30 protein-coding genes and 5 pseudogenes are annotated in these 26,169 nt (G+C 66.5%); 28 read left to right on the plus strand and 7 right to left on the minus strand.

What is annotated here, in order from left to right:
- Window positions 1-154 precede the first annotated feature (154 nt).
- The 7 genes and pseudogenes from V5F48_RS23830 (at window position 155) to V5F48_RS23860 (ending at window position 5,668) form a co-directional block, all read left to right on the plus strand.
- Window positions 155-322, plus strand: a complete 168-nt coding sequence (locus V5F48_RS23830) for a Ros/MucR family transcriptional regulator (RefSeq protein WP_394260484.1) — start codon at window positions 155-157, stop codon at window positions 320-322.
- A gap of 179 nt (window positions 323-501) precedes the next feature.
- Window positions 502-1,332, plus strand: a pseudogene (locus V5F48_RS23835) (IS110 family RNA-guided transposase); the annotation flags it as partial.
- Window positions 1,333-1,528: 196 nt separating this feature from the next.
- Entirely contained in the window at window positions 1,529-1,753 is a 225-nt protein-coding gene (locus V5F48_RS23840; RefSeq protein WP_394260485.1) for a hypothetical protein, read from the plus strand.
- Between the two features lie 442 nt (window positions 1,754-2,195).
- Window positions 2,196-2,354 carry a hypothetical protein gene (locus V5F48_RS23845; protein WP_394260486.1) on the plus strand — a complete coding sequence of 53 codons (159 nt, stop codon included), beginning with the start codon at window positions 2,196-2,198 and terminating at the stop codon, window positions 2,352-2,354.
- Window positions 2,355-2,470: 116 nt separating this feature from the next.
- Entirely contained in the window at window positions 2,471-3,703 is a 1,233-nt protein-coding gene (locus V5F48_RS23850) for a tyrosine-type recombinase/integrase (RefSeq protein ID WP_394260487.1), read from the plus strand.
- A complete protein-coding gene (locus tag V5F48_RS23855; protein ID WP_394260488.1) occupies window positions 3,700-4,665 on the plus strand; it encodes a tyrosine-type recombinase/integrase in 966 nt (321 codons plus the stop codon). Before V5F48_RS23850 ends, V5F48_RS23855 begins: the two co-directional genes overlap by 4 nt.
- Window positions 4,658-5,668: a site-specific integrase gene (locus tag V5F48_RS23860; protein ID WP_394260489.1), complete on the plus strand. Its 1,011-nt coding sequence runs from the start codon at window positions 4,658-4,660 to the stop codon at window positions 5,666-5,668. Before V5F48_RS23855 ends, V5F48_RS23860 begins: the two co-directional genes overlap by 8 nt.
- Window positions 5,669-5,713: 45 nt before the next feature.
- Here the strand turns inward: V5F48_RS23860 and V5F48_RS23865 are convergent, their stop codons facing one another.
- The 6 genes from V5F48_RS23865 to V5F48_RS23890 form a co-directional block, all read right to left on the minus strand.
- The gene (locus V5F48_RS23865) at window positions 5,714-5,899 is read right to left on the minus strand and encodes a hypothetical protein (RefSeq protein WP_394260490.1); all 186 of its coding nucleotides are present in this window, start codon (window positions 5,897-5,899) and stop codon (window positions 5,714-5,716) included.
- Window positions 5,900-5,957: 58 nt separating this feature from the next.
- Window positions 5,958-6,122 carry a hypothetical protein gene (locus tag V5F48_RS23870; protein ID WP_348848450.1) on the minus strand — a complete coding sequence of 55 codons (165 nt, stop codon included), beginning with the start codon at window positions 6,120-6,122 and terminating at the stop codon, window positions 5,958-5,960.
- A gap of 116 nt (window positions 6,123-6,238) precedes the next feature.
- Window positions 6,239-6,532, minus strand: coding sequence for a hypothetical protein (locus V5F48_RS23875; protein ID WP_348848449.1), 294 nt, complete (start codon window positions 6,530-6,532; stop codon window positions 6,239-6,241).
- Between the two features lie 131 nt (window positions 6,533-6,663).
- Window positions 6,664-7,125, minus strand: coding sequence for an RES family NAD+ phosphorylase (locus tag V5F48_RS23880; RefSeq protein ID WP_394260491.1), 462 nt, complete (start codon window positions 7,123-7,125; stop codon window positions 6,664-6,666).
- Window positions 7,125-7,562 (minus strand): type II RES/Xre toxin-antitoxin system antitoxin, encoded by a 438-nt coding sequence (gene parS, locus V5F48_RS23885; RefSeq protein WP_011993111.1) that lies wholly within the window; start codon window positions 7,560-7,562, stop codon window positions 7,125-7,127. Before parS ends, V5F48_RS23880 begins: the two co-directional genes overlap by 1 nt.
- Window positions 7,563-7,578: 16 nt before the next feature.
- Window positions 7,579-7,935, minus strand: coding sequence for a LysR family transcriptional regulator (locus V5F48_RS23890; RefSeq protein WP_394260492.1), 357 nt, complete (start codon window positions 7,933-7,935; stop codon window positions 7,579-7,581).
- 242 nt (window positions 7,936-8,177) lie between these two features.
- Here V5F48_RS23890 and V5F48_RS23895 point away from each other — a divergent pair.
- The 20 genes and pseudogenes from V5F48_RS23895 to trbL form a co-directional block, all read left to right on the plus strand.
- Window positions 8,178-9,094, plus strand: a pseudogene (locus V5F48_RS23895) (IS1595 family transposase).
- A gap of 392 nt (window positions 9,095-9,486) precedes the next feature.
- Entirely contained in the window at window positions 9,487-9,672 is a 186-nt protein-coding gene (locus V5F48_RS23900; protein ID WP_394260505.1) for an IS4/Tn5 family transposase DNA-binding protein, read from the plus strand.
- Between the two features lie 146 nt (window positions 9,673-9,818).
- Window positions 9,819-10,658, plus strand: coding sequence for a transposase family protein (locus tag V5F48_RS23905; protein WP_394260506.1), 840 nt, complete (start codon window positions 9,819-9,821; stop codon window positions 10,656-10,658).
- A gap of 235 nt (window positions 10,659-10,893) precedes the next feature.
- The gene (locus tag V5F48_RS23910) at window positions 10,894-11,634 is read left to right on the plus strand and encodes an IclR family transcriptional regulator (protein WP_348848568.1); all 741 of its coding nucleotides are present in this window, start codon (window positions 10,894-10,896) and stop codon (window positions 11,632-11,634) included.
- The gene (locus V5F48_RS23915) at window positions 11,631-12,539 is read left to right on the plus strand and encodes an enoyl-CoA hydratase/isomerase family protein (RefSeq protein WP_394260493.1); all 909 of its coding nucleotides are present in this window, start codon (window positions 11,631-11,633) and stop codon (window positions 12,537-12,539) included. Before V5F48_RS23910 ends, V5F48_RS23915 begins: the two co-directional genes overlap by 4 nt.
- Before the next feature lie 7 nt (window positions 12,540-12,546).
- A complete protein-coding gene (locus V5F48_RS23920) occupies window positions 12,547-14,184 on the plus strand; it encodes an acyl-CoA mutase large subunit family protein (protein WP_394260494.1) in 1,638 nt (545 codons plus the stop codon).
- Window positions 14,181-14,624 (plus strand): cobalamin B12-binding domain-containing protein, encoded by a 444-nt coding sequence (locus tag V5F48_RS23925; protein WP_394260495.1) that lies wholly within the window; start codon window positions 14,181-14,183, stop codon window positions 14,622-14,624. The genes V5F48_RS23920 and V5F48_RS23925 overlap by 4 nt, the downstream gene beginning before the upstream one ends.
- On the plus strand, window positions 14,621-15,748 hold the full coding sequence (locus tag V5F48_RS23930) for a CaiB/BaiF CoA transferase family protein (RefSeq protein ID WP_394260496.1): 1,128 nt from the start codon (window positions 14,621-14,623) through the stop codon (window positions 15,746-15,748). The genes V5F48_RS23925 and V5F48_RS23930 overlap by 4 nt, the downstream gene beginning before the upstream one ends.
- Window positions 15,745-16,677, plus strand: coding sequence for an ArgK/MeaB family GTPase (locus tag V5F48_RS23935; protein WP_394260497.1), 933 nt, complete (start codon window positions 15,745-15,747; stop codon window positions 16,675-16,677). The genes V5F48_RS23930 and V5F48_RS23935 overlap by 4 nt, the downstream gene beginning before the upstream one ends.
- Window positions 16,678-16,731: 54 nt before the next feature.
- Window positions 16,732-17,742, plus strand: a complete 1,011-nt coding sequence (gene dctP / locus V5F48_RS23940) for a TRAP transporter substrate-binding protein DctP (RefSeq protein WP_348848574.1) — start codon at window positions 16,732-16,734, stop codon at window positions 17,740-17,742.
- 2 nt (window positions 17,743-17,744) lie between these two features.
- A complete protein-coding gene (locus tag V5F48_RS23945; RefSeq protein WP_394260498.1) occupies window positions 17,745-18,329 on the plus strand; it encodes a TRAP transporter small permease in 585 nt (194 codons plus the stop codon).
- A complete protein-coding gene (locus tag V5F48_RS23950) occupies window positions 18,326-19,612 on the plus strand; it encodes a TRAP transporter large permease (protein ID WP_394260499.1) in 1,287 nt (428 codons plus the stop codon). Before V5F48_RS23945 ends, V5F48_RS23950 begins: the two co-directional genes overlap by 4 nt.
- 66 nt (window positions 19,613-19,678) lie before the next feature.
- The gene (locus V5F48_RS23955; RefSeq protein ID WP_394260500.1) at window positions 19,679-19,969 is read left to right on the plus strand and encodes a hypothetical protein; all 291 of its coding nucleotides are present in this window, start codon (window positions 19,679-19,681) and stop codon (window positions 19,967-19,969) included.
- 209 nt (window positions 19,970-20,178) lie between these two features.
- A pseudogene (gene trbB, locus V5F48_RS23960) lies at window positions 20,179-21,130 on the plus strand (P-type conjugative transfer ATPase TrbB).
- The gene (locus tag V5F48_RS23965) at window positions 21,127-21,444 is read left to right on the plus strand and encodes a TrbC/VirB2 family type IV secretion system protein (protein ID WP_394260501.1); all 318 of its coding nucleotides are present in this window, start codon (window positions 21,127-21,129) and stop codon (window positions 21,442-21,444) included. Before trbB ends, V5F48_RS23965 begins: the two are co-directional and overlap by 4 nt.
- Window positions 21,444-21,719, plus strand: coding sequence for a VirB3 family type IV secretion system protein (locus tag V5F48_RS23970; protein WP_394260502.1), 276 nt, complete (start codon window positions 21,444-21,446; stop codon window positions 21,717-21,719). The genes V5F48_RS23965 and V5F48_RS23970 overlap by 1 nt, the downstream gene beginning before the upstream one ends.
- Before the next feature lie 9 nt (window positions 21,720-21,728).
- Entirely contained in the window at window positions 21,729-24,167 is a 2,439-nt protein-coding gene (gene trbE / locus V5F48_RS23975; RefSeq protein WP_394260503.1) for a conjugal transfer protein TrbE, read from the plus strand.
- Window positions 24,164-24,925 (plus strand): annotated as a pseudogene (gene trbJ / locus V5F48_RS23980) (P-type conjugative transfer protein TrbJ). The gene trbE and the pseudogene trbJ overlap by 4 nt, the downstream one beginning before the upstream one ends.
- Before the next feature lie 9 nt (window positions 24,926-24,934).
- Window positions 24,935-25,210 carry a putative entry exclusion protein TrbK-alt gene (gene trbK-alt, locus V5F48_RS23985; protein ID WP_394260504.1) on the plus strand — a complete coding sequence of 92 codons (276 nt, stop codon included), beginning with the start codon at window positions 24,935-24,937 and terminating at the stop codon, window positions 25,208-25,210.
- Window positions 25,207-25,755 (plus strand): annotated as a pseudogene (trbL, locus tag V5F48_RS23990) (P-type conjugative transfer protein TrbL); the annotation flags it as partial. The gene trbK-alt and the pseudogene trbL, both read left to right, overlap by 4 nt.
- Here the strand turns inward: trbL and V5F48_RS23995 are convergent.
- Window positions 25,679-25,981, minus strand: coding sequence for a tyrosine-type recombinase/integrase (locus V5F48_RS23995; RefSeq protein ID WP_394260507.1), 303 nt, complete (start codon window positions 25,979-25,981; stop codon window positions 25,679-25,681). The pseudogene trbL and the gene V5F48_RS23995 overlap by 77 nt on opposite strands.
- Here V5F48_RS23995 and V5F48_RS24000 point away from each other — a divergent pair.
- Window positions 25,940-26,169: hypothetical protein (locus V5F48_RS24000; protein WP_394260508.1), on the plus strand; the 230-nt coding region annotated here is incomplete at its 3' end. The two genes, V5F48_RS23995 and V5F48_RS24000, sit on opposite strands and share 42 nt — an antisense overlap.

Raw genomic sequence — 26,169 nt, forward strand, 5'->3', positions numbered from 1 at the left:
TGGCTGGCAGATCATGAACGCCGTGCTGCTGCCCTGGCTCGCCCTCGCGGTCCTCGCCCTCGTCTGGCTCGGCTGGCGCGAGCGGCGGGGCTAGGTTGCGGTGCCGCCATCTGCGCACCACCTACGACCTGATCATGGAGGCGTATCACGAGAAATGGGGTTGCCGCGAGACCATCCAATGGTGGCCCCGGACCATGCCGCCGCCCGCTCGAAGCTGGCGAAGGCCTCGGGTCTCGGGCGGGTTCACAAGAGGGCGGCCACACCGGCAAAGAAGTCCAGGAAGACGAAAGGCTCCTTCAGCCTGATCGCAATAGACTTCTAGCAACCTCCCAGCCGCCGATTTCGGCACCGGGTGTAACATGCAGCTCTGCCAAGAACGATGTTCGTTGGACAGAAGACATTCCATGAGCACCTCGTCGGCGTTTGTTCTAGGCTTCGTGGACAAGGGGTATCCAAAGCTTGATTGAGGCTAGTGCTACGAAGCCAGGGCTGTTCAACGCTGAGGGTCACGACGTCCGGCTGATGTCGCCAGAATATGTTCGCCCTTACGTAAAAGCGCAAAAGAACGATGATCGGGATGCCGAGGCGATTGCGGAAGCCGCGACTCGACCCACGATGCGCTTTGTTGACCTGAAGAGCGACGAGCAGCTCGATATGCAAAGTCTGCATCGGGCCCGGGATCGTCTCGTCGGTGAGCGTACGACGCTCATCAACCAGCTCCGCGCGGCCCTTCTCGAACGGGGAATCGTGATTGCCAAGGGGCGCAGCAAGCTCGAACGCCAGCTCGACCAACTTCTCGCCGGCGAGATCGCGATCAGCGGCCGGATCAGGATACTGATGGAGGATATGCGGAACGAATGGCGCGCCCTTGACGAACGGATCGGGGCCTTCGATGCGGAGTTTGCGAACCTCGCCCGCACGGATGCATCAATGAGGCTGCTGTCGACGATCCCTGGGATCGGCCCATTGAACGCGACCGCCTTCGTTGCTTCGGTCGGAAAGGCCGAGACATTCAACCGTGGGCGCGACCTTGCAGCCTGGCTCGGCCTCGTTCCTCGACAGATGACAACCGGGGGCAAGCCGCGGCTTCTGGGGATCACCAAACGCGGCAACGGCTATCTCAGGCGGATGCTGATCCACGGAGCGCGAGCAGCCCTACCGTCCTTGGCGAAGGGGAAGACGCTGATGGGCGAGTGGCTGCGCGGATTGCTGTCGCGAGCGCACATGAACACGGCCGTTGTGGCACTGGCGGCTAAGATGGCCAGGATCATCTGGGCGGTGTTGAGAAGCGGGCGACCCTTCGATCTGAAGGCTTCGCCGTCGATAGGATGATCGAGTTCGGCCGGAAGGAAACCCTTCTGGCTGGCGTTGTCTGTGAGTGGACTGAAAAGATGGCCTGACAGTTGAACGGTGTGCCGAAATCCTGACCAAAAAAATGGCGTCTGACGCCGTGAAGTTTATGAGGATCGGTGCGCGCGTAAGCTCCATCTTGGCCGGGGACGATCATCAGGCCCCGAGACCGGATACGTTGGCGCAGACTGAAAAGCCGGAAAGAAATCCCTTGCAGTCGGGGCGAACCATACGTTTTTTGGGCGTGCATGGCATCAAGGGTGAACAGGCGCCCGGTCAGGCCAAGGGTGGCGATCAAATCCTGGGCGGCGGGGATTTCGTTGCTCTTATCGTCGATCGCCAGGTGGCCGAGGGGATGTCCCGGTCGATGTTGAAAAAGGGATGGCGGCGTTGCTCGCCTTGAGCCGGTAGGCTCGGGGTGTCGAATCCTCGAAGTAAAGCAACGCCATGAAGAACCCTACCACATCGGCGGCGGTGACGCCGTCTGCCCTCGTCGAGGAAGCTGTGGACGAGGTCCGTGCCAGCTTCGAACGCCTTTGCCTGACGGCCGGGCTGCCATGCGGCCCCGTCCGCGAAGATCTTCTGCGGTGCGGCCTCGAGACGATCGATGACCGGTCCCGCCAGATTGCGCCCGCGCATTCGGCCGGGGCGGCAGCCCCTTCAGCGCGGCGATCTCGTCCTTGAGATCCCGGTTCTCTGCCTTCGCCGACGCAAGCTCTGTCTTCAGGCCGGCATTCTCGTCACGAAGGCTCCGAACCTCGGAAAGAAGCTCCACGACAAGATCGCGAAGCGCCCCAACCGGCCGGTCCCTGACCGAATCACCGTCTCGTTCCGACATGGGAATCGTGAATCACGATCCCCACTTCCTGAAAAGCCCCTTCGCCCCGGAATTTGCTCCAGTTACGTCCGACGGCGGCTATGGCGTTCTCCCCTCGGACGAATTCGACGGCGATCCTGCCTCGGTCATTTTCGATTATGACCCGTTCGAGATTATGGAGAGCTGACGTCCTCTGACTCTCGCTGCCAGAATATGTGCCGGGCATTCACTCGGCGCACGTTCCTTTGACCTGCACATAATGCTGGGCTCCAGCTCGATCTCCCAACAAACGGAGATCAGAGTATGCCCACACCTTTCCGGCTTCAGTTGCGCACAGCCGATCCAGACAATCTCCTTGCGCCCTTCCTTCCGAGCTGCAGTGAGTATTTCAAGGGGGCTCGATACAAGTCGAACGGGCGCCGCGACTTGGCGAGCATCGTCCACTTCGGGCAGTGGCTTCGAGCCGAGGGCTACGCGGTCCCGAGCATTGGCGAAGCTGTGATTGTCCGCTTCCTGTCCTGCCATTTGCCTCGTTGTGACTGCCAGCGCCCGGTGCCGCGCGGCCTGAACGAGAACAGAGCGGCGCTCGGCCATCTGGTTCGCCTGCTGCGCACTCAGGGCATCATAGCCCGTCCGACCGGCGATGAGATCACGCGAGAGCTTGCGCATTTCGACACGAAGATGACGGAGGTCTGGGGACTCTCCGCGGGAACACGCGATCATCGCATCAGGATCATCCGGCGCTTGCTGAAGGCGCAGTTCGGTTCCCGTCCGATCGAAGTCGCAATGCTCACCCCCGCCGCGATCCGCCGCTTCGTCCTGGGCGACGCCGATTGGAGTGCGAGCACGATCCGCGTCATGGGCGGCGCCGTCCGGTGCTACTTTCGGTATCGCGAGCTGCTGGGTGACGACGTTGCCCATCTGCTACGGGCCGTACCGCGCCCGGCATATTGGCGAGATGCCATGCTGCCGATGGGGCTATCGCCTGATGAGTTGGAGCAGCTCTTCGGAGCGTTCGAGGCCCCCTGTCCGTCTCGCCGCCGCGGCTATGCCATCGTCCGCTGTTTGACGGATCTGGGCCTGAGAAGCAGTGAGGTCGTCAAGTTGAGCCTCGACGACATCGACTGGCAGGCCGGAACGGTCAGGATCGCTGCCGGTAAGGCGAGACGCGCCGACGTGCTGCCGCTGCCGACCGCAACCGGAGCCGCCATAGCAGATTACCTCGTACACGAGCGCACGAAGACCAGATGTCGCGCGGTCTTCGTGCGCCATGTCGCCCCTCTCGGAGAGCCGGTCGGCCGGCGTGTCGTTCAGAAAGCCCTTCACGCCGCTTATCGGCGGCTCGGCTGGGATCGCACCCGCGTCCACATTTTGCGGCACACGTTAGCGAGCCGGTTGATAAACGCCGGGACGCCGATGAAGCAGATCGCTGACGTGTTGCGCCATCGCAGCATCATAACCTCGGCCACATATACGCGCGTCGATGTCACACGCCTCTCGGCGGTGGCGCTCCCTTGGCCGGGGGACGTGGCATGAGCGGCTCGCCCACCATGCTGGCGTCGGCGGAAGCCTACCTCGCCGAGCGCCGTTCCCTCGGTTTCAAGTTGGACCGATCGGGCAGCCTGACGTTGGCCTTTGCGCGCTTCACCGACGCGATGGGCCATACTGGGCCGTTGACCGTCGCCGTCGTGCTGCGGTGGGCGCGGGAGGAGGCACAGCATCCGGACCCCTTCACCTGGGCGGGGCGGATCAATGTGCTGCGGCCATTCGCGCGTTTTCTGGCCGACCGCGATCCCGTCACCGCGTTTCCGGAAGGATCACCCTTCGGCCGCTCACACCGCAGGATCGCCCCGCACATCTACACGCCGACGGAGGTCGAAGCACTGATCGCCGCCGCAGGGCGGCTGTCGCGAGCAGGCGGCCTGACACCGGCGACTTTTACGACGCTGTTCGGCTTATTGGCGAGCACGGGAATGCGGATCTCCGAAGCGCTGCGCCTGTGCTGTGGCGACATCGACAACGAGCAGGAACAGATCACCGTCCGCCACTCGAAGTTCCAGCGAACCCGGCTTGTTCCCCTGAATTCAACCACGGCAAAGGCTCTGCGTGCCTATTTTCGCATACGGGCCAGATACGGCCCGACCGATACAGTCGCGCCACTTTTCCTGTCCGAGAAGACCGGCGGTGCGCTTCGTTATCACAGCGTCAGGAGTATCTTCGGCGGGATCTCGGCCGAGCTTGGCATCGCCGCTCGCGGCGGCCATCGGGCAATACGGATCCATGATCTGCGTCACACCTTCATCTGCCGCCGTCTGATGCTGTGGCAGGAGAATGGCGACAACCTCGGCAACGCCATGATGGCGCTCTCGACCTATGTGGGGCACGTCAACGTCGGCGACACCTACTGGTATCTGCAGGCAGTGCCGGAACTGATGACAATCGCGGGCGATCGCTTCGAGGCGTTCGGCGCAAAAGTCGGCGAGGTCCATCATGGCTGATCCACACCTGCACCCATCGTTTCCGGCGCTGCTGCAGCACTTCTTCGTCGACTATCTGCGGCAACAACGTGCTGTCAGCCCGTGTACAGTTTCGACCTATCGCGACACGTTCCGGCTGCTGCTCGCTTTCGCACAGAAGACGACCGGCAAAATGCCGACGGACCTCAAGCTCAGCGACCTCAATGCGGCGCTGATCCTCGGATTCCTCGATCATCTCGAGCGGGATCGTGGCAACAGTGTACGAAGCCGCAACGCCTGCCTATCGGCGATCCGCTCATTTCTGAAGTATGCAGCGCATCAGGATCTGACGGCGCTGGCCACCATCGAACATAGCTTGGCTATCCCACAAAAACGTCACGATAAGGCTGTGCTCGGATTCTTAACCAGGCCGGAGATGGAGGCGATCATCGCGGCCCCGGACCGGCAGAGTTGGGCCGGGCGACGCGACCAGGTGCTATTCGCCGTTCTCTACAATACGGGCGCGCGGGTGTCGGAGGTCATCAACCTACGGGTTGGTGATGTCGTTCTCGATGTGTCGCCGGTGGCGCATCTCAAAGGAAAAGGGAGGAAGCGGCGCAGCGTTCCGCTCTGGAAAGCGACGGCTGCCATTGTCCGACCCTGGGTTCGCCAGCTCGCCAGGGCGGGTGGGACCGACTACCTGTTCCCGAACAGCGCGGGCGGTAAGTTGTCGCGTTCCAGCGTGACCCAGCGCCTTGCTCTGGCGGTTGAGGCAGCCACCCAACACCATCCGCAACTCGCCGAGCGCGCGATCTCACCCCACACCGTCGGGCACACGACGGCCATGCACCTCCTTCAGGCCGGCGTCGATATCACCGTGATCGCGCTCTGGCTTGGGCACGAGAGCCCGACCACCACGCACGGATATCTGGAGGCCGATCTCTCGATGAAGGAAGAAGCGCTCAGTCGACTACAGCCGTTGAATGGCGTTCAAGCCCGCTACCCACCGCCCGATCGGCTCATGGCATTCCTGCAGAGTATTTGATTATGCGCAGTCCCGGCCGGATATCCCGGCCGGGAGACCGGCAGTTCAGTTCGAGCTCTCCATAATCTCGAACGGGTCATAATCGTGGACGACGACCACGTCGGCATCGTCGAGTTCGTTGCTCGGCATCACGCCGAACTCTCCATCGACCTCAAACAGCGTGACCGGGACCATCAGGGTGCGGGCGAGCTGGAACGCGTGGGACTGTGCGAGGGAAAGATCGTGCGACATCTGAGGGCTCCATCTTGGAGCGAGGCCGATCCCCGCTCGATGGCGTCCGCCAGTGTCCTCAACCGGCCGCGATCACCGCGCAGGCGAAGCCGTAGTCGGCGGCATGCTCCGCATAGCCGACCCCTTGAGGGTTGATCGTGGAAGGCCGGGCGGAGGACCAGGAAAGCCATCCAAGGAGAGCGGGGTCGGGCTTGCCCCAGAGATGGTCCGGACCCTCTTGCACGCTCTTTTCCCGGACGCCGAACCACACTGCCGCGCCTGAACAGATCGGGTCCCGAGCAGCGCCTCAGGTCGAATGGACGGCTTCAGCGCCGAAGCGACGTCGGCGCAGCCGCCCGTTCAATCGCTATGGTCGCGCGAATCCCCTGCGCGGCGCATCTCATTGTCGACGATCGCCTGGACCACCGCGAGATCCATCTGCGCATGCGGCGAGATCCTCGCCACTTCGGCCGCCACCTTGGCCCAGTGGATGAACTCGCCGGCTTGCCCGGACGCGCGGGAACGAGCCGCCAGGCGCTGCGCCTCGTAATAGGCGCTCGGTTCATCGTGATCGATGAGGCGGCGGGCGTCCGCCTGCCACCTCCGGCGAATTTGCCTACGGTTCTCCATCCACCGTCGCAGTGCAGCCAGCATGACGTTCTGCCCCCGGCAGCATTTTCTCGTTTCGCGTCAGAAGGGATGGAAGCCTTTGGGATGAAGACGGCTTGCTGGCTTCAGCGCAGCCAACAGCCCGGCCCGCAGGGCGACGCCCTTCCCTTCTCGCCTCAGAACAACCGGGGATCGAGCGAGAAGGGCACCTCGCCGATGATGCGAACTTCGGCCGCAGCCGGATGGCGGTGGTTGATCAGCACGTTCAGGTCGGGAGAGCCGACGATCGGTACGATCGCCGAGGGAACGCGCAGCAGCAAGGAGGCGCGCGCCTCATGCCAGGTATCGCCCCTCTCTTGGCTCCAGGCCTCGTGCCGCCGCCAATCGGACGGGAGACCTTCCAACGGCAAGTCCTCGATCTCGACAGTGTCGGAAATCTCATAGGTGACCATGGCCAGCTCCGGCAGGAGCGCGGGATCCTCCACATGGACCAGCTTTTCGAGGACGCAGAGCGCGGGCGATGTCGCGCAATAGGTGACGGCATGCCCCACGGTGTTCCAGCGGCCGTCGAAATGCAGGCCATAGCCGCCGTCCAGCGCCTGCGCATGCTGCCGGCCCGACAGGCGCCAGAGCCGCATCAGGCGGCCGCGCCCCAGGCGATCTTGCCGAGGATGGTCTCGATCACGCGCGCGCCGGCCTCGGTCTGCGCCACGACGAGCGGCGTCTCGCCGCCGAGCTCGGTGAGCGGGCGGCGCAGCCAACGGTTGGCCTTCTCCTGATCACCAAAGGTCTGCTCGGCCAGGGACTGCACGCGCAGGAGGCGCACGGCCCGGTCCGATTCATCGACCGTCAGCGGCTGCTGCTTGTCGGCGCGATGGCGGCGGGTGCGCTGCGGGATCACGAATCTCTCGATCTCCTGCTCGCTCATGCCCGCCTGGCTGAGCCCACGAAGAGCCGACAGGGGAAGCCTGTTGCGGACGGCGAGAGCCAGGTCGGCCTGCGAGCGCACGACCGTGCCGAGCACGCTCTGGCCTCCCAGCTTGCGGGCAACCTCCACGACTATGGCAATCGACATGAGAGCCTCCTTGCAGTCAACGGCAACATGCCTTAGACATAGGCGGCATGTTGCCGGAGAGCAAGGGGGCGAGCGTGTCGACAGTGACGATCCGCACTGTCCCGGAAACGCGGCCATCCTGGCCGCAAAAGCCGTCTTCCAGGTCGCGCATGGCCGTTTCGATCGTCATGGCTTTCTCGACCATGGCTCGGCCGACTTCCGTCGGTTCGTAGCCGTCGGGCCTGCGCTCGAACAGCCGAGTCTCCAGCGCCCCCTCGAGCGTTTCGATCCGGCGCGCCACCGTTGAGGGGCTCGCCTTCAGTTCCCGCGCCGCGCCGGTCAATCCTCCATGGCGCATGACGGCGAGAAAATAGCGAACATCGTTCCAGTTCATATTTCCATTTTTCGAAAGCCGGTTGCCAAAGATCGGCGTCGCTCCCTCGGAGCGAAAGTTTTATCTGTCGGAAGGCTGATAGAACGAGGCGTGGGGAGCGGCATGGCGCAACATCCCTCAAGGGGGTGTGCATCTTCATGAAAGGCTTATCCCTGACCGTCCGGGACCCCAAGATGTGGTGACGCTGCGCGAGGCTCGTGACAGAACATAACGCGAACATAATGGCTTCGGAGTGCCCCGCGATGACCGACTTTCCCCGCTCGCTGCTGGAGTTCCAGCGGCGCTTTCCCGATGAGGCGCCCTGCGCCGGCGACCTGCGGCAGCTGCGCTGGCCGAACGGCTTCGTGTGCCCGGCCTGCGGCGGCACCCGGAGCTGGGCGCTGGCGACCAAGGCCCACACCCACGAGTGCGCCGACTGCCACAAGCAGACCTCGGTGACGGCCGGCACCGTGATGCACGGCTCCAAGCTGCCGCTCACCGTCTGGTTCTGGGCGGCCTACCTGATGGCCACGCACTCCAACGGCAGCTCGGCCCTGCAAGTCCAGAAGCAGCTCGGCCTCGGCTCCTACAAGAGCGCCTGGCTGCTGTGCGCCAAGCTCCGCCGGGCCATGGTCGCGCCCGAGCGCTCGCCGCTGGCCGGCCTGGTCGAGGTCGACGAGGCCTCGATCACCTGCCGAACCAAGGACGACCCGCCGGCCGGCGGCGGCGGCCGCAGTCACCAGGGAAAGCTGCTCATCGCCGGCGCCGTCGAGGTCGGCGACGGCGGCCCCGGCCGCATCCGCCTGGCGCAGATCGCGGACTTCTCCGCCCGCAGCCTGCACACGCCTTCCTCGCCGCAAACCTCGCTCCCGGCGCCACCGCCAGGACCGACGGCTGGGCCAGCTACCCGGGCGCCCTCGACATCAACCACGATCCGCGCGTCGTCGGCGCCATGGCCGCACATATCGTGCAGCCATGGGTCCATCGCGTGTTCTCCAACCTCAAGACCTGGGCGCTCGGCGTCTACCACGGCCTGCGACCCCACCATCTGCAAGCCTACCTCGACGAGTTCGTGTTCCGCTTCAACCGCCGCCGTACCCGGCACGCCGCCTTCCGCTCCATCCTCGCCATCACCCCCGCCACCTACAACATGTTGATAACACCGGAGGCTCAGGGATAAGCCTTCGATATTGATCCGCTGTCGAGGAGCTACACTGTCTAATCCCCACGATCAGCGAATCGGTGGCGAACTGCCGGCAAGGAGAAAATTGGGGTGGCCGATGTCGCATGGCAGCATTGCAGGTGGGATGAGAGGAGCCATTTCGTGGGCCAGCACCTGCAGAGTCCGTCATCGGATCCTTGCCGGAAGGTGGATTTTCATGACGAAGCGCATGGCATCGTGGCGCACTTTCATCAAAGCCGTGTTCCCGCGCTTCTGGCCTGATGTTCGTACCCCTGCGCCGTAGCTTTCAATTACCCACAAGAGCGATCGTGCGGGAATGTAGCTTGAAGCCCTTGAATCATTTGTGATTCTGTTCGTGACGCCGAATCACGAGGGCGTCACCGATGGGCATGGCCGTACCCGAAGGCAACGAGGATGGTTGGCTGGCTAGCGAACTCGGCGGCAGTACGCTCCCAGACCAGCGTCTGGCTCGTCGATTGTTGCATATCGCCGGCCGCATGTCGGCTTCGCCGGGCCAACCTCTTCCACTCGCCTGCCAGGACTGGGCAGCAACCAGGGCTGTTCAACGCTCTTGACGTTGTGAGGGCGGCGCGAGAGCGCCGGGGGGTCTGAGCGGCGTTTTTCCGCTTTTCCGAGCGAACCTTCTCTGAATCTATCGGGAGCAACCTGATTCGAAGGTTGCTCCATAACGACGATTGATCTCGCGTTCTGCCTTGCCGCGATCCCGGACCGCCGCCGGGCCGAAGGGAAGATGTACAGCCAAGTCGGCGTGATCCTGTTCTCGCTCATCGCGATGCTGAGCGGGGCGCGGTCGTACCGGCAAATCCACACGCTGATCGACCGCCGGCTCGCGCTCCTCAATGCGGCCTTCCCGGCCGTGGCGCTGCGACGGGCGCCGGCCTACACGTCGGTGCGCGGCATCCTGCAGCGGCTCGATCCGGCCGAACTGGAGCGGGCGTTCCGGCGCCATGCGGACGGGCTCGACCAAGCGTGCGCCGCCACCCCGTCCCGGTTCATCGCGATCGACGGGAAGACCTTGCGGCAGAGCTTCGATGCCTTTGCGGACCGCAAGGCGGCGCACCTCCTCAGCGCGTTCGCCGTCGACCACCGGATCATTCTCGCCCACGAGGTCATCGAACGAGATCCCGGCGGTGCAGACCCTGATCGCCACGCTGGGACTGAGCGGACGGGTGTTCACCCTCGACGCCGTGCACTGTCAAAAACGTTCGAGATCGCCCGCAGGACCGGCAATGACCTGATCGTCCAGGTCAAGGACAATCAACCGACCCTGCTTCTCTGCCTCGAGGACATCGCCGCGACCACGGCCCCTGTCGCGGTCGACGACAGTCGCAACCACGCACGAAATCGCCGGGAGAACCGACGCATCGCGGTCTACGCCCCCGGATCGGCGCTCGACGACACCGATTGGGGGCCGCTGGTCGCCGCCGTGGTGCGCGTCGAACGACGCACCCTGATCCGCTCCTCCGCGACCGGACAATGGACGATGCGCCAGGAAACCGCGTTCTATGCATCAGATTCAGCGAGGACGCCTTCGACCTGACTACCGGACTCCGCCTCTGGCAAGAGATTGAAGCGGCTTTCCGCTCCCCTTGGGGGTCCGCTTCGATTCTCTCAGCTCGGAAAACGCACTCCCTTTCCCGAACTTGATGTCGGCCAGGACCGGAACAGAACACCGTCTTCGGGGCCCGCTCCAATTCGTTGAGCTCTCCCGCTTGACGGGTTCGCGAATTTCAATTTCAATATACCGAACTTAATTTCTGATATATGAAATGAAAATGAGCGCTGTGCGATCCGCCTCCCGGGCCTTCCAGATTTTCGAGGTATTCGGTGCCGAAGGGCGCCCAATGCTGCTCACCGAGATCGCGCCATTGATCGACGTGCCGCTGTCGAGCTGCTACGGGCTGATCCAGACTCTGCTCGAGCGCGGCTATCTCTATGCCGTGAGCCGCCGCAGCGGCTTCTATCCCACCCGCAAGCTGCACCTTCTCACCACCGCGATCGCAGCCAAGGACACCTACCTCCAGCGCCTCCTCCCGCATCTGGAAGCCCTGCGCGATGCCAGCGGCGAGACGGTGATCGTCGGCACCCGCCAGGGCGACCAGGTGCTCTATCTGGAGGTTCTGGAAGGCGCGCAGACCATCCGTTATTCGGCCCGCCCAGGCGACTTCAAGCCGCTGCACTCCAGCTCCATCGGCAAGGCGCTGCTGGCGGCCGGTCCGCGCGACGGCATCGAAACGCTCGTGCGCAAGAAATCGATCACCGCCATCACGGCGCATACGATCACCGATCCCCAGCGCCTCGAAGCGGATCTGGAGGCCGGGCGGGCGCGCGGCTATTTCACTACCCACGGCGAGAACGTGGCCGACGTGACGGCGCTCTCCACCGCCCTGGAGGTGGACGGGATGATGATCGGCATCGCCATCGCCGGGCCGAGCTACCGCATGGAAGGCGCCATCGACCCGCTTGCAGCGCGCCTGCTGGCCACGGCCGGCGACATCAAGGCGTCCGCGCGATGACCGCCGCAGCGACTTCAGCTGCGACCGCCGCCACGGCGACTTCGGCGGCAACCGCCGGCACTGCGACTTCAGCGGCATCCGCCGCCATGGCGACTTCAGCGGCATCCGCCGCCATGGCGATCGCGGCGGGCACCGCGACGCGGCAGCTTCGCGTGGCGGTGGCCGGAGGCCGGCTCGACGTCACCCTCGATCGCCCGCAGGCGCGCAACGCGCTGAGCCTAGACACCCTGCGGGAACTGGAGATGGTGTTCACCCGCTTCGCCGCGGTGCCGGATATCTGCGTCGTGGTGCTCACCGGTGCCGGCGACCGCGCCTTCGCCGCCGGTGGCGACCTCAAGGAGCTCGACGCGCACCGCAGCGAGGCGCAGGCCGGCGCGCTGTTCGATACTGGGCGGGCGGCGCTCGATGCGGTGCGGCGGTTTCCGGCGCCGGTGGTGGCCGCCCTGAACGGCGTCGCCCTCGGCGGCGGTGCCGAATTGTCCATGGCGTGCGATTTCCGCCTCGCTGCCGCCCATGCCGGCATCGGCTTCGTGCAGGCGCAGCTGGCGCTGACCACCGGCTTCGGCGGCTGCGCCGACCTGCAGGCCGCAGTCGGCCCGCGCAAGGCGATGGGATTGATGCTCGCCGCGCAGCTCCTCAAGCCGGCCGAGGCGGAGCGGCTGGGCCTTCTCGATGCCGTGGCGGGAGAGGGCGAGAGCCTGGACGCGCTGGTGGACCGCTTCGTCGCGCCGATCCTCGCCCGTCCGCCCGCGCTGACGCGCGACCTGAAGGCGATGGCGCTGGCCGGCATGGACCCGGCGCGGCGCGCCGCCCTCTCCGCCGAGGAACGCACCCGCTTCATCCGAGCCTGGACGAGCCAGGAACACTGGGCCGCCGCCGAGCGCATGCTCGCCCGCAGGAGCTGAGACCGCCATGACCGCCCTCAAGCAGAAACCGGCCAGGGACACTGAGGAGCCGAAGGGCATCGCGCCGATGACGCCCTCGGGCATCGAGGTACCGCGGGTGGTGACCGCCGGCATGGTCGCGCGCGGCGCGCGCGGCGCGCCCGAGCAGCCGGGCGAATTTCCCTTTACCCGCGGCATCTTCCCCGACGGCTTCCGCGGCCGCGCCTGGACCATGCGCCAGTATTCCGGCTTCGGCACGGCCGAGGAATCCAACGAGCGCTACCAATTCCTGCTGCGCGAGGGCCAGACCGGCCTCTCCGTCGCCCTCGACCTGCCGACCCAGTGCGGCTACGACCCCACCGATCCCATGGCGCGCTCCGAGATCGGCAAGGTGGGGGTCTCGCTCTCCAATCTCTCGGAGATGGAGATCCTGTTCGACGGCATCGACCTCACCAAGATCTCCACCTCCTTCACCATCAACGGCACGGCGGCGCTGATCTATGCCATGTATGTCGCCTGCGCCGAGCGGCGCGGCATCGATCCGGGCCTGCTCACCGGCACCATCCAGAACGATATCCTGAAGGAATACGTGGCGCGCGGCACCTGGATCTTCCCGGTGCGCCCCTCCATGCGGCTGACAGCGGATTCCATCCTTTACGCCAACCGCACCACACCGCGCTTCAACCCCATCTCCATCGCCGGGGCGCACATGCGCGACGCCGGCTGCAACGCCGTGGAGGAGATGGCCTACACCCTCTCCAACGGCATCGCCTATGTGGACGAACTGCTGCGGCGCGGCGGCGATGTGGAGAAGTTCGCCAAGCGCCTGTCCTTCTTCTTCTACGTGCACATGGACCTGTTCGAGGAGGTGGCGAAGTTCCGCGCCGGCCGGCGCATCTGGGCCGAGCTGATGCAGGCGCGCTACGGCGTCAGCGATCCCAAGGCGCAGATGTTCCGCTTCGGCGTGGTGTGCGGCGGCTCCTCATTGGTGGCGCCGCAGCCGCAGAACAATATCGTGCGCGTCGCCATCGAAACCCTAGCCGCGGTGCTCGCCGGGGCCCAGTCCATCTTTACCTGCGCCTATGACGAGGCGTTCCAGATCCCCACCGAAAGCTCCGCCGAGATCGCCCTGCGCACCCAGCAGATCGTGGCGCTGGAAAGCGGCGTCGCCCGCACCGTCGATGCGCTCGGCGGCTCGCACTATCTCGAATGGCTCACCGACGAGACCGAGCGCCGCATCCGCGCCCAGATGGACGAGGTGGAAGCCTATGGCGGCGCCGTGAAGGCCATCGAGGACGGCTGGCTGCAGATGCGGCTCGCCCAGCGCGCGCACGAGCGCAAGCGCCAGATCGATTCCGGCGCGTTTCCGGTGGTCGGCCTCAACGTGTTCCGCAAGGCGGAGGAGACGCGCGGCGCGGTGGAGGTGTTCCGCATCGATCCCAAGGCAAGCCGCCGCATCGTCGAGAAATACGAGGCGGTGATGGACCGGCGGGACGCCACCGCGGTGGCCCGCGCCCTCGACCGCCTGGGTGCGGCCGCAGCGCAGGACGCGGAGAACCTCATGCCTTATCTCGTCGAATGCTGCCACGCCTACGCCACCGTCGGGGAGATGGTGGCGCGGCTCAAGGGCTGCTGGGGCGAATTCCAGGAGCCCATCCGGCTATGAGCGACACCATCGAAACCCCCGTCATTTCCACCCCGCTGCTGCGCGGCAAGCGCATCCTGGTCGCCAAGCCGGGGCTCGACGGCCACGACATCGGCGCGAAGGTGATCGCCCTGGCGCTGCGCGATGCCGGGGCGGAGGTGATCTATACCGGCCTGCGCAAGAGCCCCGGCTTCATCGCTCGCGTTGCAGTGGACGAAGACGTGGACGCGGTGGGCCTGTCCATCCTCTCCGGCAGCCACAAGGAGCTGGTCGCCGACGCCATCGCCGCTTTGGCGGATCAGGGCGCCTCCAACATCCCCGTGTTCGTGGGCGGCACCATCCCGGAAGAGGACGTGGCGATCCTGCTGGCGCTCGGCGTGACGGCGGTGTTCACCGCCGACATGAAGCTCGACGACGTGGTCGCCGCGGTGGCGGGGCGGCTGGCGGAGCGACAGGCATGAGCGGCCCCCTCAACGGCATCCGCGTCATCGAGATCGGGCACATGCTGATGGGCCCCTACAGCACCATGCTGCTGGCCGATCTCGGAGCCGAGGTGATCAAGGTGGAGCCGCCGAAAGGCGATATCGGGCGGCGCGTCAGCCCGCACAGCATCGGGGCCCACAACGCCTATTTCGCCAGCCTCAACCGCAACAAGAAGAGCGTCGTGCTCGACCTCGCCAGCCGCGAGGGGCAAACGAAGCTCGGCGCGCTGGTCCAGGGTTCCCACGCGCTGCTCACCAATCTGCGACCGGCGGCGATCCGCAAGCTGGGCCTGACCTATGCGCATCTCAAGCGCTGGAATCCGAAGATCGTCTGCGTGGCCCTCACTGGATATGGGCTCGACAGCCCCTATGCCGACCGCCCGGCCTACGACTATGTCATCCAGGCACTCACCGGCATCATGGCCCTCACCGGCGCGCCCGACGGTCCTCCGGTGAAGACAGGCTATTCGGCGGTGGACAATTCCGCCGGCATTATGGGGGCCCTCGGCCTGGTCGCCAAGCTGGTGGAGGGCACCGGCGGGCAGGTGGACATCGCCATGTACGACGTCATGCTGTCCCAGCTCAACTACATCGCCGGCGCATGGCTCAATGCCGGCGAGCCGGCGCGGCGGATGGACCACTCGGCGCATCCGTATATCGTTCCGGCCCAGATCTTCCCGACCCGCGACGGCTGGATCGCGCTGTTCATCACCCATGACGATTTCTGGCGCCGCTTCGCCGAGGAGGTGGGGCAGTCCCATTGGCTCACCGATACGCGTTTCGCCACCATGGCGGCGCGGCGTTCCAACCGCGAGCTGGTGCTGGGTGAGATCGCCGCGGTGCTGCGTGACGAGGGGACGGACGATCTGGTGCAGCGCCTCTCCAGGCTCGGCGTCGTCGCGGCCGGGGTCGAGACCCTGGAGCAGGCGCTCGCCAGCGAGCAGACGGCCGCCCGGAACATGGTGGTGCACATGGATGGGGGTGGCACGGCCATCCGCGTCGTGGGCAATCCCATCAAGGTGATGGGTGCCATGGAGCGGTTCGCGCCGCCGCCGCTGCTCGGCGAGCACGACGATCTTGCAGGCGGAGGATGCGCGGCATGAGCGTGGCCCCGTGCCAGCCGGCCCGCGCGCCGGGCGCCCTCGACGGGGACGCCCTCGACCGGCGCGCGCTGGGCCAAGCCCTGTCGCGCGCCGCCGATGCCGGCGTGGCGGACATCCTGGGCGCGCCGCATCGTGCCGGCACCCACTGCGCCCGCCGCATCGGCGTGACCGGCCCGCCGGGAGCCGGCAAGAGCACCCTGATCGCCGCGCTCGCGCGCCACCGGCTGGAGCGCGCCGGCCGCGTGGCGATCGTCGCTATCGACCCGTCGAGCCCTAAGACCCGGGGCTCCATCCTCGGCGACCGCATCCGTATGGACGGGCTGGTGGACGACCCGCGGGTGTTCATCCGCTCGCTGGCGAGCCGCGGCGCCACCGACGGCCTCGCCGACAACCTGCCGGAAATCCTCGCCGTGTTCGACGATTACGGCTTTGACGAGATCATCCTGGAGACCGTCGGCGTCGGCCAGTCGGAGTTCGCCGTGCGCGAGCTCGTGGACGTCGAGCTGCTGGTGCTGATCCCTGGGGCGGGCGATCAGATCCAGGCCATGAAGGCGGGCATTCTGGAGACCGCGGATATCTATGTGGTCAACAAGGCGGATCAGCCGGGGGCGCGCCGGGTTGAGGCGGAGCTGAAGGCGACGCTGACCCTGACGGCCGGGGACGGCCCGGTGCCGCCGGTGGTGCTGGTGCGCGCGGACGCCGGCGAAAACATCGCCGCCCTCGACGCCGCCATCGAGGCCGCCGCCATGCAGAGAACCGAAAACCACGAGGCGGAGCGACGCCGGCGGGCGCGCCAGCGCATCAAGGGCCTGTTCTGGCGGCACCTCGCACAGACCATCGAGGATCTGCCGCAGGCGGCATTCGACCGGCCGCTGCCAGAACTCTACGCAACCGTCCTGGCTGATCTCACGAAGGAGGCGGCGGACTAGGCAGAGCGATCACATCAAGCGCCGGAAACAGGCGTCTGCAAGTGGGAGGATCTTATGTCGAAGACATTGTTCACCGGTGCCGTGGCCGCGGCGCTGCTCATGGCCGTCCCCGTCGCCGTTCCCATCGCGGCAAGGGCCGAGCCGATTACGCTCAAATTCGCGCACCAATGGCCGCAGGACGAGAAAGATTATGTGGTGGCGACCGCGATCAAGTTCGCCAGGGAAGTGGAGACGCGCTCGAAGGGTGAGATCAAGATCACCTTCTATCCGGCTCAGTCCCTGGCGAAGGCCTCCAACACCCATGTCGCCCTGAAGACCGGAACGGTGGATCTTTCAGTCTATCCCTACATCTATGCAGCTGGCGCCATTCCAGAGATGAACCTCATCCTGATGCCGGGCATCTGGAAGAAGCACGACGACGTTTTCGCTTTCCGCAAGTCGCCGGCCTGGCAGCAGATCGAGGCCAAGGCGCAGGCCTACGGTTTCAAGACTCTGTCCTGGATCCAGATCTCGGGCGGCGTCGCCTCCTCCGGGGTGCCGGTGCATGGGCCGAAGGACGTGAACGGCAAAAAAGTGCGGGCGGCAGGCAAATACATGGAGGCTGCGCTGCACGATGCCGGAGCGACCCCCGTCTCCATGCCGTCCTCCGACAATTACAATGCCATGCAGCTCGGCCTTCTGGACGCCATGTGGACCTCGTCGTCCTCGTTCGGCGCATTCCGCCTCTACGAGGTCTCCAAGGCCTATACCTCGCCCGAGGACTATTCCATCTACTTCACCATCGAGCCCATCGCGATCAGCATGAAGACTTGGGAAAAGCTGACGCCAGAGCAGCAGAAGATTCTGGTGGAGGTGGGGGCGGGCCTGGAGGCCGAGAGCCTTGCCGGCGCCAAGGCCGAGGATGTGCGCATCGCCAAGGAGTTCGCCGACCACGGCGTCGCCGTCACCAAGATGCCCCTCGACGAGTGGAACCGCTGGCAGCCCCTGTTCCGGAACAGCCACAAGCAGTTCAAGGCCGACTTCCCGCAGGCGGCGCCGATCCTCGATCTGATGCTGGGCCAGTAGCCGTGAGCAACACGCCCGCGAGCCATCCTCAGGCACGGGAAGAAGCGCCCTGCGGGGCTCCCTCCCACGACGACGTGCCCTCCCGCATCGGCCTCCTGGCCCAGGTCATCGTCGCCAGTGCGGGCTTCGCGGCGGTCCTGACCACGCTGGCCGTCTGCTACGAGGTCTTCATGCGATCGGTGCTCGGCCGGTCCGTGATCTGGGTCGAGGAAATCTCGGCCTATCTCATCGGCTACGTCGTGTTCGTCGGTATGGGCGCGGCGCTCTATCAGGGTGTCCACGTGGAGGTCGATTTCCTCGTCGCCCTCCTGCAGCGCCGTGCCGCGGCGCTGGTGCGCTTCGGCTGCGACCTAGTGATGCTCGCGCTCTCGGGCGTCTTGGCGTGGCTGGGCTGGGACTTCTGGCACGATGCTTGGACCAGCGGCGAGCGCTCGGTCTCCATGCTCTCGGTCCCGCTGTGGATCCCCTACCTCGCCTTCTTCGCCGGCAGTGTCCTGCTGTTTGTGTTCGCGGCTCTGCGTCTTCTCGGACTGGTGCGGTCGATCCGGTCCGGCGCCGGCATTCCACACAGCGAGGCATCCCTGTGACCGAAACCGCGATCCTCATGTTCGGCGGCCTGCTCGTGCTGATGCTGGTGGGCGTTCCCGTCGCCTTCGCGCTGTTCGCGGTCGCCATCGCGACGCTGCTCCTAGCCGGTGGCGGAGACTGGTCGGCGCTCGGCCTCGTATCGAGCACGCTCTGGGATTCCGTCACCAACTTCACGCTCACGGCGGTGCCGCTCTACATCCTGATGGGCGCCATCATCTCCGCGTCCGGCATGGGAGCCCGGCTCTACGCGGCGATCGCCACCCTGACCGCCGGCCTGTGGGGCGGCCTCGCCATCGCCACCACCATCGCCTGCGCAGTGATGGCGGCCATCTCCGGATCCAGCGTCGCCACTGTCGCCGCCGTCGGCCGCTTCTCGGTGAGCGAGATGCGCCGCTTCGGCTATCGCGAATCCGACGCCTGCGGGGCCGTCGCCGCCGGCGGCACGTTGGGGATTCTCATCCCTCCGTCGATCCCGATGATCGTCTACGGCGTCATCGCCCAGGAATCCATTGGCAGGCTGTTCATGGCCGGGGTTCTACCCGGGCTCATGCTCGCGGCAATGTTCGGCATCTATCAGATGTGGCTCGCGCGATCGCGATCCGGGTCGGCCCCGCGCCAGGTGATGGGGCCGGTCACCGTCTCCGACCGGCTGCGGGCGCTGGTGGACATCCTGCCCACCGGCGTCCTCATCGCCATCATCCTCGGCTCCATCTACACCGGCATCGCCACGCCCACCGAGACGGCGGCCATCGGAGTTGCCACGAGCTTCCTGCTCGCAGCCGTCCTCTATCGTGAGCTGACCTGGGCCAAGTGCCGGCAGATCCTGATCGAGACCGGGCGCGGCTCCATCATGGTGCTGACTATTATCGCCGGCGCCATGCTGTTCGGCTACGCCCTGACCACCACCGACGTCGCCCCCACCTTGTCGCGGCTGGTGGCGGGAGCAGACCTTTCGCCGTGGCTGGTGTTCATCGCCATCAACCTGCTCCTGCTCTTCCTTGGCTGTTTCCTGGAAACCCTCTCCATCATTGTGATCACCACGCCCATCATCATCCCGATCATCGAGAATTTCGGCTGGGACAAGGTATGGTTCGGCGTGATCCTGATGATCAACATGGAGATGGCGCTCATCACGCCGCCGGTGGGGCTCAACCTGTTCGTGGTCAAGGGCGTGGTGCCGGATGTCTCGCTCGGGCGGATCATCGTCGGCACCTTGCCCTATGTCCTCATCATGGCGCTGGCGCTGGCGCTGGTGGCGCTCGTTCCCGGGCTGATCGTCTGACGCGCGCCGCGGGGCGTGCCTTGCCGCAGCCGGTCTGCATGGTGACGGCGGTCCGTTCGGACGGGAATGCAGATCACCGTGCTCGTCGCTGATCGGCAGATGGCGGACGCAGGCACTGCGTGCATCACCGCGCCAGACAGGGCAATGATGCCCACCATGGACGTCGCCGAGAAATCCGCCCCCACCAGCCAGTGGCCGGGAAAGATGCCGATGATCCCCAGCGGCACCGACGACATGGCGATCACCGGGATGAGGAACGGTAATAGGCGAGGAACAGGAGGTAGCCTCTCACGTCAGTGGCGCGTCAAAGGGCGAGTTCCGCTCTCGGAGCATCTCGAACGGACCAGGCAACGCTGACCGTGGATCGGATGTGATCCACCTCCAGCAAGTCTTTTTTCTCCGTGTCACGCCCGGCTACGATCACGCCTAAATCCTTGTTGCCCGGCCCCATTTCCTGCCCTTTCTAATCGTCCCCGTCGCCGGTCGCTGTGCGCGGCCGGCCGTGGTCGGGGACTGACGTGACCGTTTCTCGATCCTCATCGGAAGTCTTCTCGCGCGGTGCGCGCATGCTGCGCACCGCGCTCGGGCCGGCCATCGCCGGCTTCCTCGAGGATCCTTCCGTCGTTGAGGTGATGCTCAACCCCGACGGCCGGCTCTGGATCGACCGCCTGTCGGGAGGACTGGAGGACACCGGGCTCCTGATGTCCGCCGCCGACGGCGAGCGGATCGTGCGCCTCGTCGCCCACCATGTCGGCGCCGAGGTGCATCCCGGTTCGCCGCGGGTCTCGGCCGAGCTTCCCGGGACGGGGGAACGGTTCGAGGGCCTGCTGCCGCCCGTGGTGGCGGCTCCGGCCTTCGCCATCCGCAAGCCGGCCGTGGCGGTCTTCACCCTCGACGACTATGCCGCCACCGGCATCATGACCGCCGGCCAAGCCGACGTGCTGCGCAGGGCGGTCGCTGCCCGCAAGAACATCCTCGTCGCCGGCGGCACCTCCACCGGCAAGACCACGCTCGCCAACGCACTCCTCGCCGAGATCGCCCAGACCTGCGACCGCGTGGTGCTGATCGAGGATACCCGCGAGCTGCAATGCCGGGCGCCGAACCTCGTGGCCCTGCGCACCAAGGACGGCGTCGCCTCGTTGTCCGACCTCGTGCGCTCCTCGCTGCGCCTGCGCCCCGACCGCATCCCCATTGGCGAGGTGCGCGGCGCCGAGGCCCTCGATCTGCTCAAGGCCTGGGGCACCGGCCATCCGGGGCGGCATCGGCACCATCCACGCCGGCACCGCGCTCGGCGCCCTGCGGCGGTTGGAGCAGCTCATCCAGGAAGCCGTCGTCACCGTCCCGCGCGCCCTGATCGCCGAGACCATCGATGTGGTCGCGGTCCTCTGCGGCCGCGGCTCCGAGCGCCGCCTCGCCGAGCTCGCCACCGTCGCCGGCCTCGATCCCGTCGCCGGCGACTACCGCGTCGTGTCCGTCGAGGCCGAGCGCAATCCCAAGCTCACAGGAGACCAGCCATGAACCGTGCCCGTCGTCTTGTCCCTTTGATCACCATCGCCGCTGTGACCCTCGTTTCGGCGTCGCGCGCTCACGCCTCGGGCTCCTCCATGCCCTGGGAAACGCCGCTCAACCAGATCCTGGAATCCGTGCAGGGGCCGGTGGCCAAGATCATCTCGGTGATCATCATCACCGTGACCGGCCTGACGCTCGCCTTCGGCGACACCTCGGGCGGCTTCCGCCGTCTCATCCAGATCGTCTTCGGTCTCTCCATCGCCTTCGCCGCGTCGAGCTTCTTCCTCTCGTTCTTCAGCTTCTCCGGCGGAGCGTTGGTCTGATGGCGACGCTCGGCGATCCGGACGTGCCCGCCTTCTTCGCCCCGGTGCATCGGGCGCTCACCGACCCCATCCTGCTCGGCGGGGCACCCCGGGCGGTCGCCATCGCCAACGGCACGCTGGCGGCCGCCGTCGCGCTGGGGCTACGGCTCTGGATCCCCGGCGCGCTGATCTGGGCCCTCGGCCACGGCGCCGCGGTCTGGGCGGCGAAACGCGACCCGCTGTTCGTCGACGTGGTGCGTCGGCATCTGCGCTACCCTCCCCATCTCGGCGTGTGAGGCGCGCTCATGCTGAACCTCACCGAATATCGCCGCCACCCCGCCGGCCTTGCCGACTTCCTGCCATGGGCGGCCCTGGTCGCGCCCGGCGTGGTGCTCAACAAGGACGGGAGCTTCCAGCGCACCGCCCGGTTCCGCGGGCCGGACCTCGACAGCGCGACCCCGGCGGAGCTGGTGGCGGTCACCGCCCGGCTCAACAACGCGCTGCGCCGCCTCGGCTCCGGCTGGGCCCTCTTCGTCGAAGCCCAGCGCATTCCCGCGACCGGCTATCCAAGGGGCGGCTTTCCCGATGCCGCCTCGGCGCTGGTGGACATCGAGCGTCGGGAAGCTTTTGGAGAAGCGGGCGCGCATTTCGAGAGCCGGTACTTCCTGACCTTCCTCTGGCTGCCGCCGGCCGAGGAGGCCGCGCGGGTGGAAGCCTGGCTCTATGAGGGCCGCTCCCAGGCCGGCGTCGACCCGTGGGAGATGCTGCGCGGCTTTATCGATCGCACCGATCGCGTCCTGCAACTCGTCGAGGGCTTCATGCCCGAGGTCGCCTGGCTCGATGACGGCGAGACGCTGACCTACCTGCACGCCACCATCTCGACCCGCCGGCAGCGCGTCCGTGTCCCCGAGACGCCCATGCACCTCGATGCGCTGCTGGCCGACGAACCGCTGGCCGGCGGGCTGGAGCCGCGGCTGGGCAGCGCGCACCTGCGCACCCTCACCATCGTCGGGTTCCCGACGGCGACCTCTCCCGGGATCCTCGACGAGCTCAACCGCCTTGCTTTTCCCTATCGCTGGAGCACGAGGGCGATCCTCCTCGACAAGACCGAGGCGGTGCGGCTACTGACCAAGATCCGCCGCCAGTGGTTCGCCAAGCGCAAGTCCATCGCCGCCATCGTCAAGGAGGTGATGACCAACGAGGCCTCGGCCCTGGTCGACAGCGATGCCGCCAACAAGGCGGCCGATGCGGACCTGGCCCTGCAGGAACTGGGCTCCGACGATGTGGGCCAGGCCTATGTCACCGCCACCGTCACCGTGTGGGATGACGACGCGGGTCTTGCCGCCGAGAAGCTGCGGCTCGTGGAGAAGGTGATCCAGGGCCGCGACTTCACCTCAATGTCGGAAGGCGTCAACGCCATCGAGGCCTGGCTCGGCTCGCTGCCGGGACACGCCTACGCCAATGTGCGCCAGCCGCCGCTGTCGACGCTGAACCTCGCCCACATGATCCCGCTCTCCGCGGTCTGGGCGGGACCGGCACAGGACGCGCATCTTGCGGCGCCGCCCCTCTTCTTCGCCAAGACCGAGGGGGCGACGCCGTTCCGCTTCGCCCTCCACGTGGGCGACGTCGGGCACACCCTGGTGGTCGGGCCCACCGGTGCCGGCAAGTCAGTGCTGCTGGCGCTCATGGCGCTGCAGTTCCGCCGCTACCGGGACTGCCAGATCTTCGCCTTCGACTTCGGCGGATCGATCCGCGCCGCGGCCCTCGCCATGGGCGGCGACTGGCACGATCTCGGCGGCGGCCTGTCGGCGGGATCGGAAACGTCGGTCTCGCTCCAGCCCCTGGCCCATATTGACGATGCCGCCGAACGCGCCTGGGCGGCGGAATGGGTGGCGGCGATCCTCGCCAAGGAAGGCGTGCCGCTCGATCCCACCGCCAAGGCCCATCTGTGGTCGGCGCTCACCTCATTGGCGTCGTCCCCTGTCGAGGAGCGGACCCTCACCGGCCTCGCGGTGCTGCTGCAGTCGACCGCCCTGAAGCAGGCGCTCGCCCCCTATTGTATCGGCGGCCCGTTCGGCCGGCTGCTGGATGCCGAGGCCGAGCACCTCGGCTCGGGCTCCGTCCAAGCTTTCGAAACCGAGGGACTGATCGGTGCCGGTGCGGCGCCGGCGGTGCTCACCTATCTGTTCCATCGCATCGAGGGCCGCCTCGACGGGCGGCCGACCCTGCTCATCATCGATGAAGGCTGGCTGGTTCTCGACGATCCGGCCTTCGCCCAGCAACTGCGCGAATGGCTGAAGACCCTGCGCAAGAAGAACGCCTCTGTGGTCTTCGCCACCCAGTCGCTCTCCGACATCGACGGCAGCGCCATCGCCCCCGCCATCGTCGAGAGCTGCCCGACCCGCATCTTCCTGCCCAACGAACGAGCCGTCGAGCCGCAGATCACCGCCATCTACCGGCGCTTCGGCCTCAACGACCGGCAGATCGAGATCCTCGCCCGGGCCACCCCGAAGCGCGACTATTACTGCCAGTCCCGGCGCGGCAACCGGCTGTTCGAGCTGGGCCTCGGCCCGGTCGCGCTCGCCTACTGCGCCGCGTCCTCCAAGGCCGATCACGCCGCCATCGACGAGATCCTCCACGCGCACGGCCGCGAGGGATTTACCGCCGCGTGGCTCCACCGCTGTGGCCTCGATTGGGCCGCCCATCTCCTCCCCGGCCTCACCGACAACGAGGTGTCTCCATGATCGCCCGCTTCAATCGGCGGCGCGCGGGCCGTTCCGCCGCGCTCGTACTCTCGCTCCTGCTGTCGACCTCCCCGCTCCTCGGCCTGCCGGCTGCGGCACAGGGGATCGTCTACGACCCGTCCAACTATGCCCAGAACGTGCTGCAGGCCGCCCGTGCCCTACAGCAGGTCAACAACCAGATCCAGAGCCTCGCCAACGAGGCGCAGATGCTGGTCAACCAGGCGAAGAACCTCGCAAGCCTGCCCGCCTCGACCCTGAACCAGCTCCAGTCGTCCCTCGCGCGGACCCAGGCGTTGCTGTCCCAGGCGCAGAAGATCGCCTTCAACGTGCAGCAGATCGAGACGGCCTTCACCACCACCTATGGACCGGCCTCGACCTCCGCCTCCAACGTTGCCTTGATCGCCGGCGCCCGCACCCGCTGGCAGACCTCGGTGGCCGCCTTCGAAGACAGCCTCAAGGTCCAGGCCGGGGTGGTGGGCAACATCCCGGCCAACGGCACAGCGCTCACCACCCTCGTCACGGCGAGCCAGTCGGCGAGCGGCGCCCTGCAGGCGGCCCAGGCCGGCAACCAGCTCCTCGCCTTGCAGTCGCAGCAGCTCTCCGACCTTGCCGCCGTGCTCGCCGCCACGGGCCGGGCCGATGCCCTGGAGTAGGCCCGTGGCACCTCGGCCGAGGCCCAGGGGCAGGAGCAGTACCGGCGCTTCTCCACCCGCTCCGGCTATCAGCCGGGCACCGTCACCATGTTCCACGGTCCGTGAGCAACAGCCATGGACCGACTGGAGGTCACCCTCATCACGGCCATCCTCATTGCAGGGCTCTTCGTGGCAGTCGCCATGACCGGTGACCGGCGGGCCGACACGTTGGCTCTCACCGGCGGCGCACCCCAGGCCAGGTCTCCCGATCTCTCCGCCGCGCTCCAGCGCTGCAAGGCGCTCACCCCCGAGGACGGCGAGAATCCGCGCTGCCGCGCGGCGTGGGAGCAGAACCGCCGCCGCTTCTTCGGCAAACCCACGCTCTCGCCATCGGAAGGCGCCGCGCCATGACCAATGTCGGCGTCATCGACACCTTCCTCAACACCTTCACCACCTATATCGACACCGGCTTCGGCCTGGTGCGGGGTGACGTCGCGTCCCTGTCCTCGACCCTCATCGTCCTCGACATCACGCTCGCCGGCCTGTTCTGGGCCTGGGGTGCCGACGAGGACGTGCTGCAGCGCCTCGTCAAGAAGACCCTCCATATCGGCTTCTTCGCCTTCCTCATCACCAACTTCAACACGCTGTCCGGCATTGTCTTCAACAGCTTCGCCGGTCTCGGACTGAAGGCCGGGGGCTCATCCATCTCCACCGCCGAGTTCCTGCGGCCCGGCCGGCTCGCCCAGGTGGGGCTCGATGCCGGCCAGCCGCTGCTCGATGCCGCGAGCCAGCTGACCGGGCCGGTGGCGATCTTCGTCAATGCGGTACAGATCGCCTTCTTCATCCTGGCGGTGCAGCTGTTCGTGACCCTCATCGAGTTCAAGCTGACGACGCTTGCCGGCTTCGTGCTGATCCCGTTCGCCTTGTTCGGCAAGACCGCGTTCCTCGCCGAGCGGTGCGCGCAGCCATCGCCTTGCCGTCGAGGATGTCGGCCATCTCGTCCGCGACGCGGTCGGCCGCGAGCCGCAGCGCCTCGTCGATATGGATGTAGCGCTGCGTCACGCCGCGCGCCGCGTGGCCGAGCAGCGCCGCGATCGTCAGCTCGGAAAAGCCAAGATCGCCGGCGACGCTGGCGAAGGTATGGCGCAGCGTATGCGGGGTAACGTCCTCCAGCCGCGCCATCGCGCAGACGCGGTCGAGCACGCGCACGACACCGACGAAATGCCCCTCGCCCCAATCGGCCGGGAAGAAGAAGCGCGATCCGGTCTGCTGCTGCGCCAGCAGCAGGTCCACGGCTGCGCGGCCGATGACCCGCGTCTGCGCGCCGCTCTTCGTGTCGGGAAAGCGGATCGAGCCCTCCGCATTGTTGA

Origin of the sequence: Xanthobacter autotrophicus ATCC 700552, assembly GCF_043194565.1 — a bacterium.
In the GTDB taxonomy this organism is placed as follows: Bacteria; Pseudomonadota; Alphaproteobacteria; order Rhizobiales; family Xanthobacteraceae; genus Xanthobacter; species Xanthobacter autotrophicus_F.

Bases quoted from the DNA above. Each gene is read 5' to 3' on its own strand.
- V5F48_RS23830 (WP_394260484.1), top strand. From the start codon at position 155: ATGGGGTTGCCGCGAGACCATCCAATGGTGGCCCCGGACCATGCCGCC.
- V5F48_RS23850 (WP_394260487.1), top strand. From the start codon at position 2,471: ATGCCCACACCTTTCCGGCTTCAGTTGCGCACAGCCGATCCAGACAAT.
- V5F48_RS23855 (WP_394260488.1), top strand. From the start codon at position 3,700: ATGAGCGGCTCGCCCACCATGCTGGCGTCGGCGGAAGCCTACCTCGCC.
- V5F48_RS23860 (WP_394260489.1), top strand. From the start codon at position 4,658: ATGGCTGATCCACACCTGCACCCATCGTTTCCGGCGCTGCTGCAGCAC.
- V5F48_RS23865 (WP_394260490.1), bottom strand. From the start codon at position 5,899: ATGTCGCACGATCTTTCCCTCGCACAGTCCCACGCGTTCCAGCTCGCC.
- V5F48_RS23875 (WP_348848449.1), bottom strand. From the start codon at position 6,532: ATGCTGGCTGCACTGCGACGGTGGATGGAGAACCGTAGGCAAATTCGC.
- V5F48_RS23880 (WP_394260491.1), bottom strand. From the start codon at position 7,125: ATGCGGCTCTGGCGCCTGTCGGGCCGGCAGCATGCGCAGGCGCTGGAC.
- parS (WP_011993111.1), bottom strand. From the start codon at position 7,562: ATGTCGATTGCCATAGTCGTGGAGGTTGCCCGCAAGCTGGGAGGCCAG.
- V5F48_RS23890 (WP_394260492.1), bottom strand. From the start codon at position 7,935: ATGAACTGGAACGATGTTCGCTATTTTCTCGCCGTCATGCGCCATGGA.
- V5F48_RS23900 (WP_394260505.1), top strand. From the start codon at position 9,487: ATGGCCGTACCCGAAGGCAACGAGGATGGTTGGCTGGCTAGCGAACTC.
- V5F48_RS23910 (WP_348848568.1), top strand. From the start codon at position 10,894: ATGAGCGCTGTGCGATCCGCCTCCCGGGCCTTCCAGATTTTCGAGGTA.
- V5F48_RS23915 (WP_394260493.1), top strand. From the start codon at position 11,631: ATGACCGCCGCAGCGACTTCAGCTGCGACCGCCGCCACGGCGACTTCG.
- V5F48_RS23920 (WP_394260494.1), top strand. From the start codon at position 12,547: ATGACCGCCCTCAAGCAGAAACCGGCCAGGGACACTGAGGAGCCGAAG.
- V5F48_RS23925 (WP_394260495.1), top strand. From the start codon at position 14,181: ATGAGCGACACCATCGAAACCCCCGTCATTTCCACCCCGCTGCTGCGC.
- V5F48_RS23930 (WP_394260496.1), top strand. From the start codon at position 14,621: ATGAGCGGCCCCCTCAACGGCATCCGCGTCATCGAGATCGGGCACATG.
- V5F48_RS23935 (WP_394260497.1), top strand. From the start codon at position 15,745: ATGAGCGTGGCCCCGTGCCAGCCGGCCCGCGCGCCGGGCGCCCTCGAC.
- dctP (WP_348848574.1), top strand. From the start codon at position 16,732: ATGTCGAAGACATTGTTCACCGGTGCCGTGGCCGCGGCGCTGCTCATG.
- V5F48_RS23955 (WP_394260500.1), top strand. From the start codon at position 19,679: ATGCAGATCACCGTGCTCGTCGCTGATCGGCAGATGGCGGACGCAGGC.
- V5F48_RS23965 (WP_394260501.1), top strand. From the start codon at position 21,127: ATGAACCGTGCCCGTCGTCTTGTCCCTTTGATCACCATCGCCGCTGTG.
- V5F48_RS23970 (WP_394260502.1), top strand. From the start codon at position 21,444: ATGGCGACGCTCGGCGATCCGGACGTGCCCGCCTTCTTCGCCCCGGTG.
- trbE (WP_394260503.1), top strand. From the start codon at position 21,729: ATGCTGAACCTCACCGAATATCGCCGCCACCCCGCCGGCCTTGCCGAC.
- trbK-alt (WP_394260504.1), top strand. From the start codon at position 24,935: ATGGACCGACTGGAGGTCACCCTCATCACGGCCATCCTCATTGCAGGG.
- V5F48_RS23995 (WP_394260507.1), bottom strand. From the start codon at position 25,981: ATGGCGCGGCTGGAGGACGTTACCCCGCATACGCTGCGCCATACCTTC.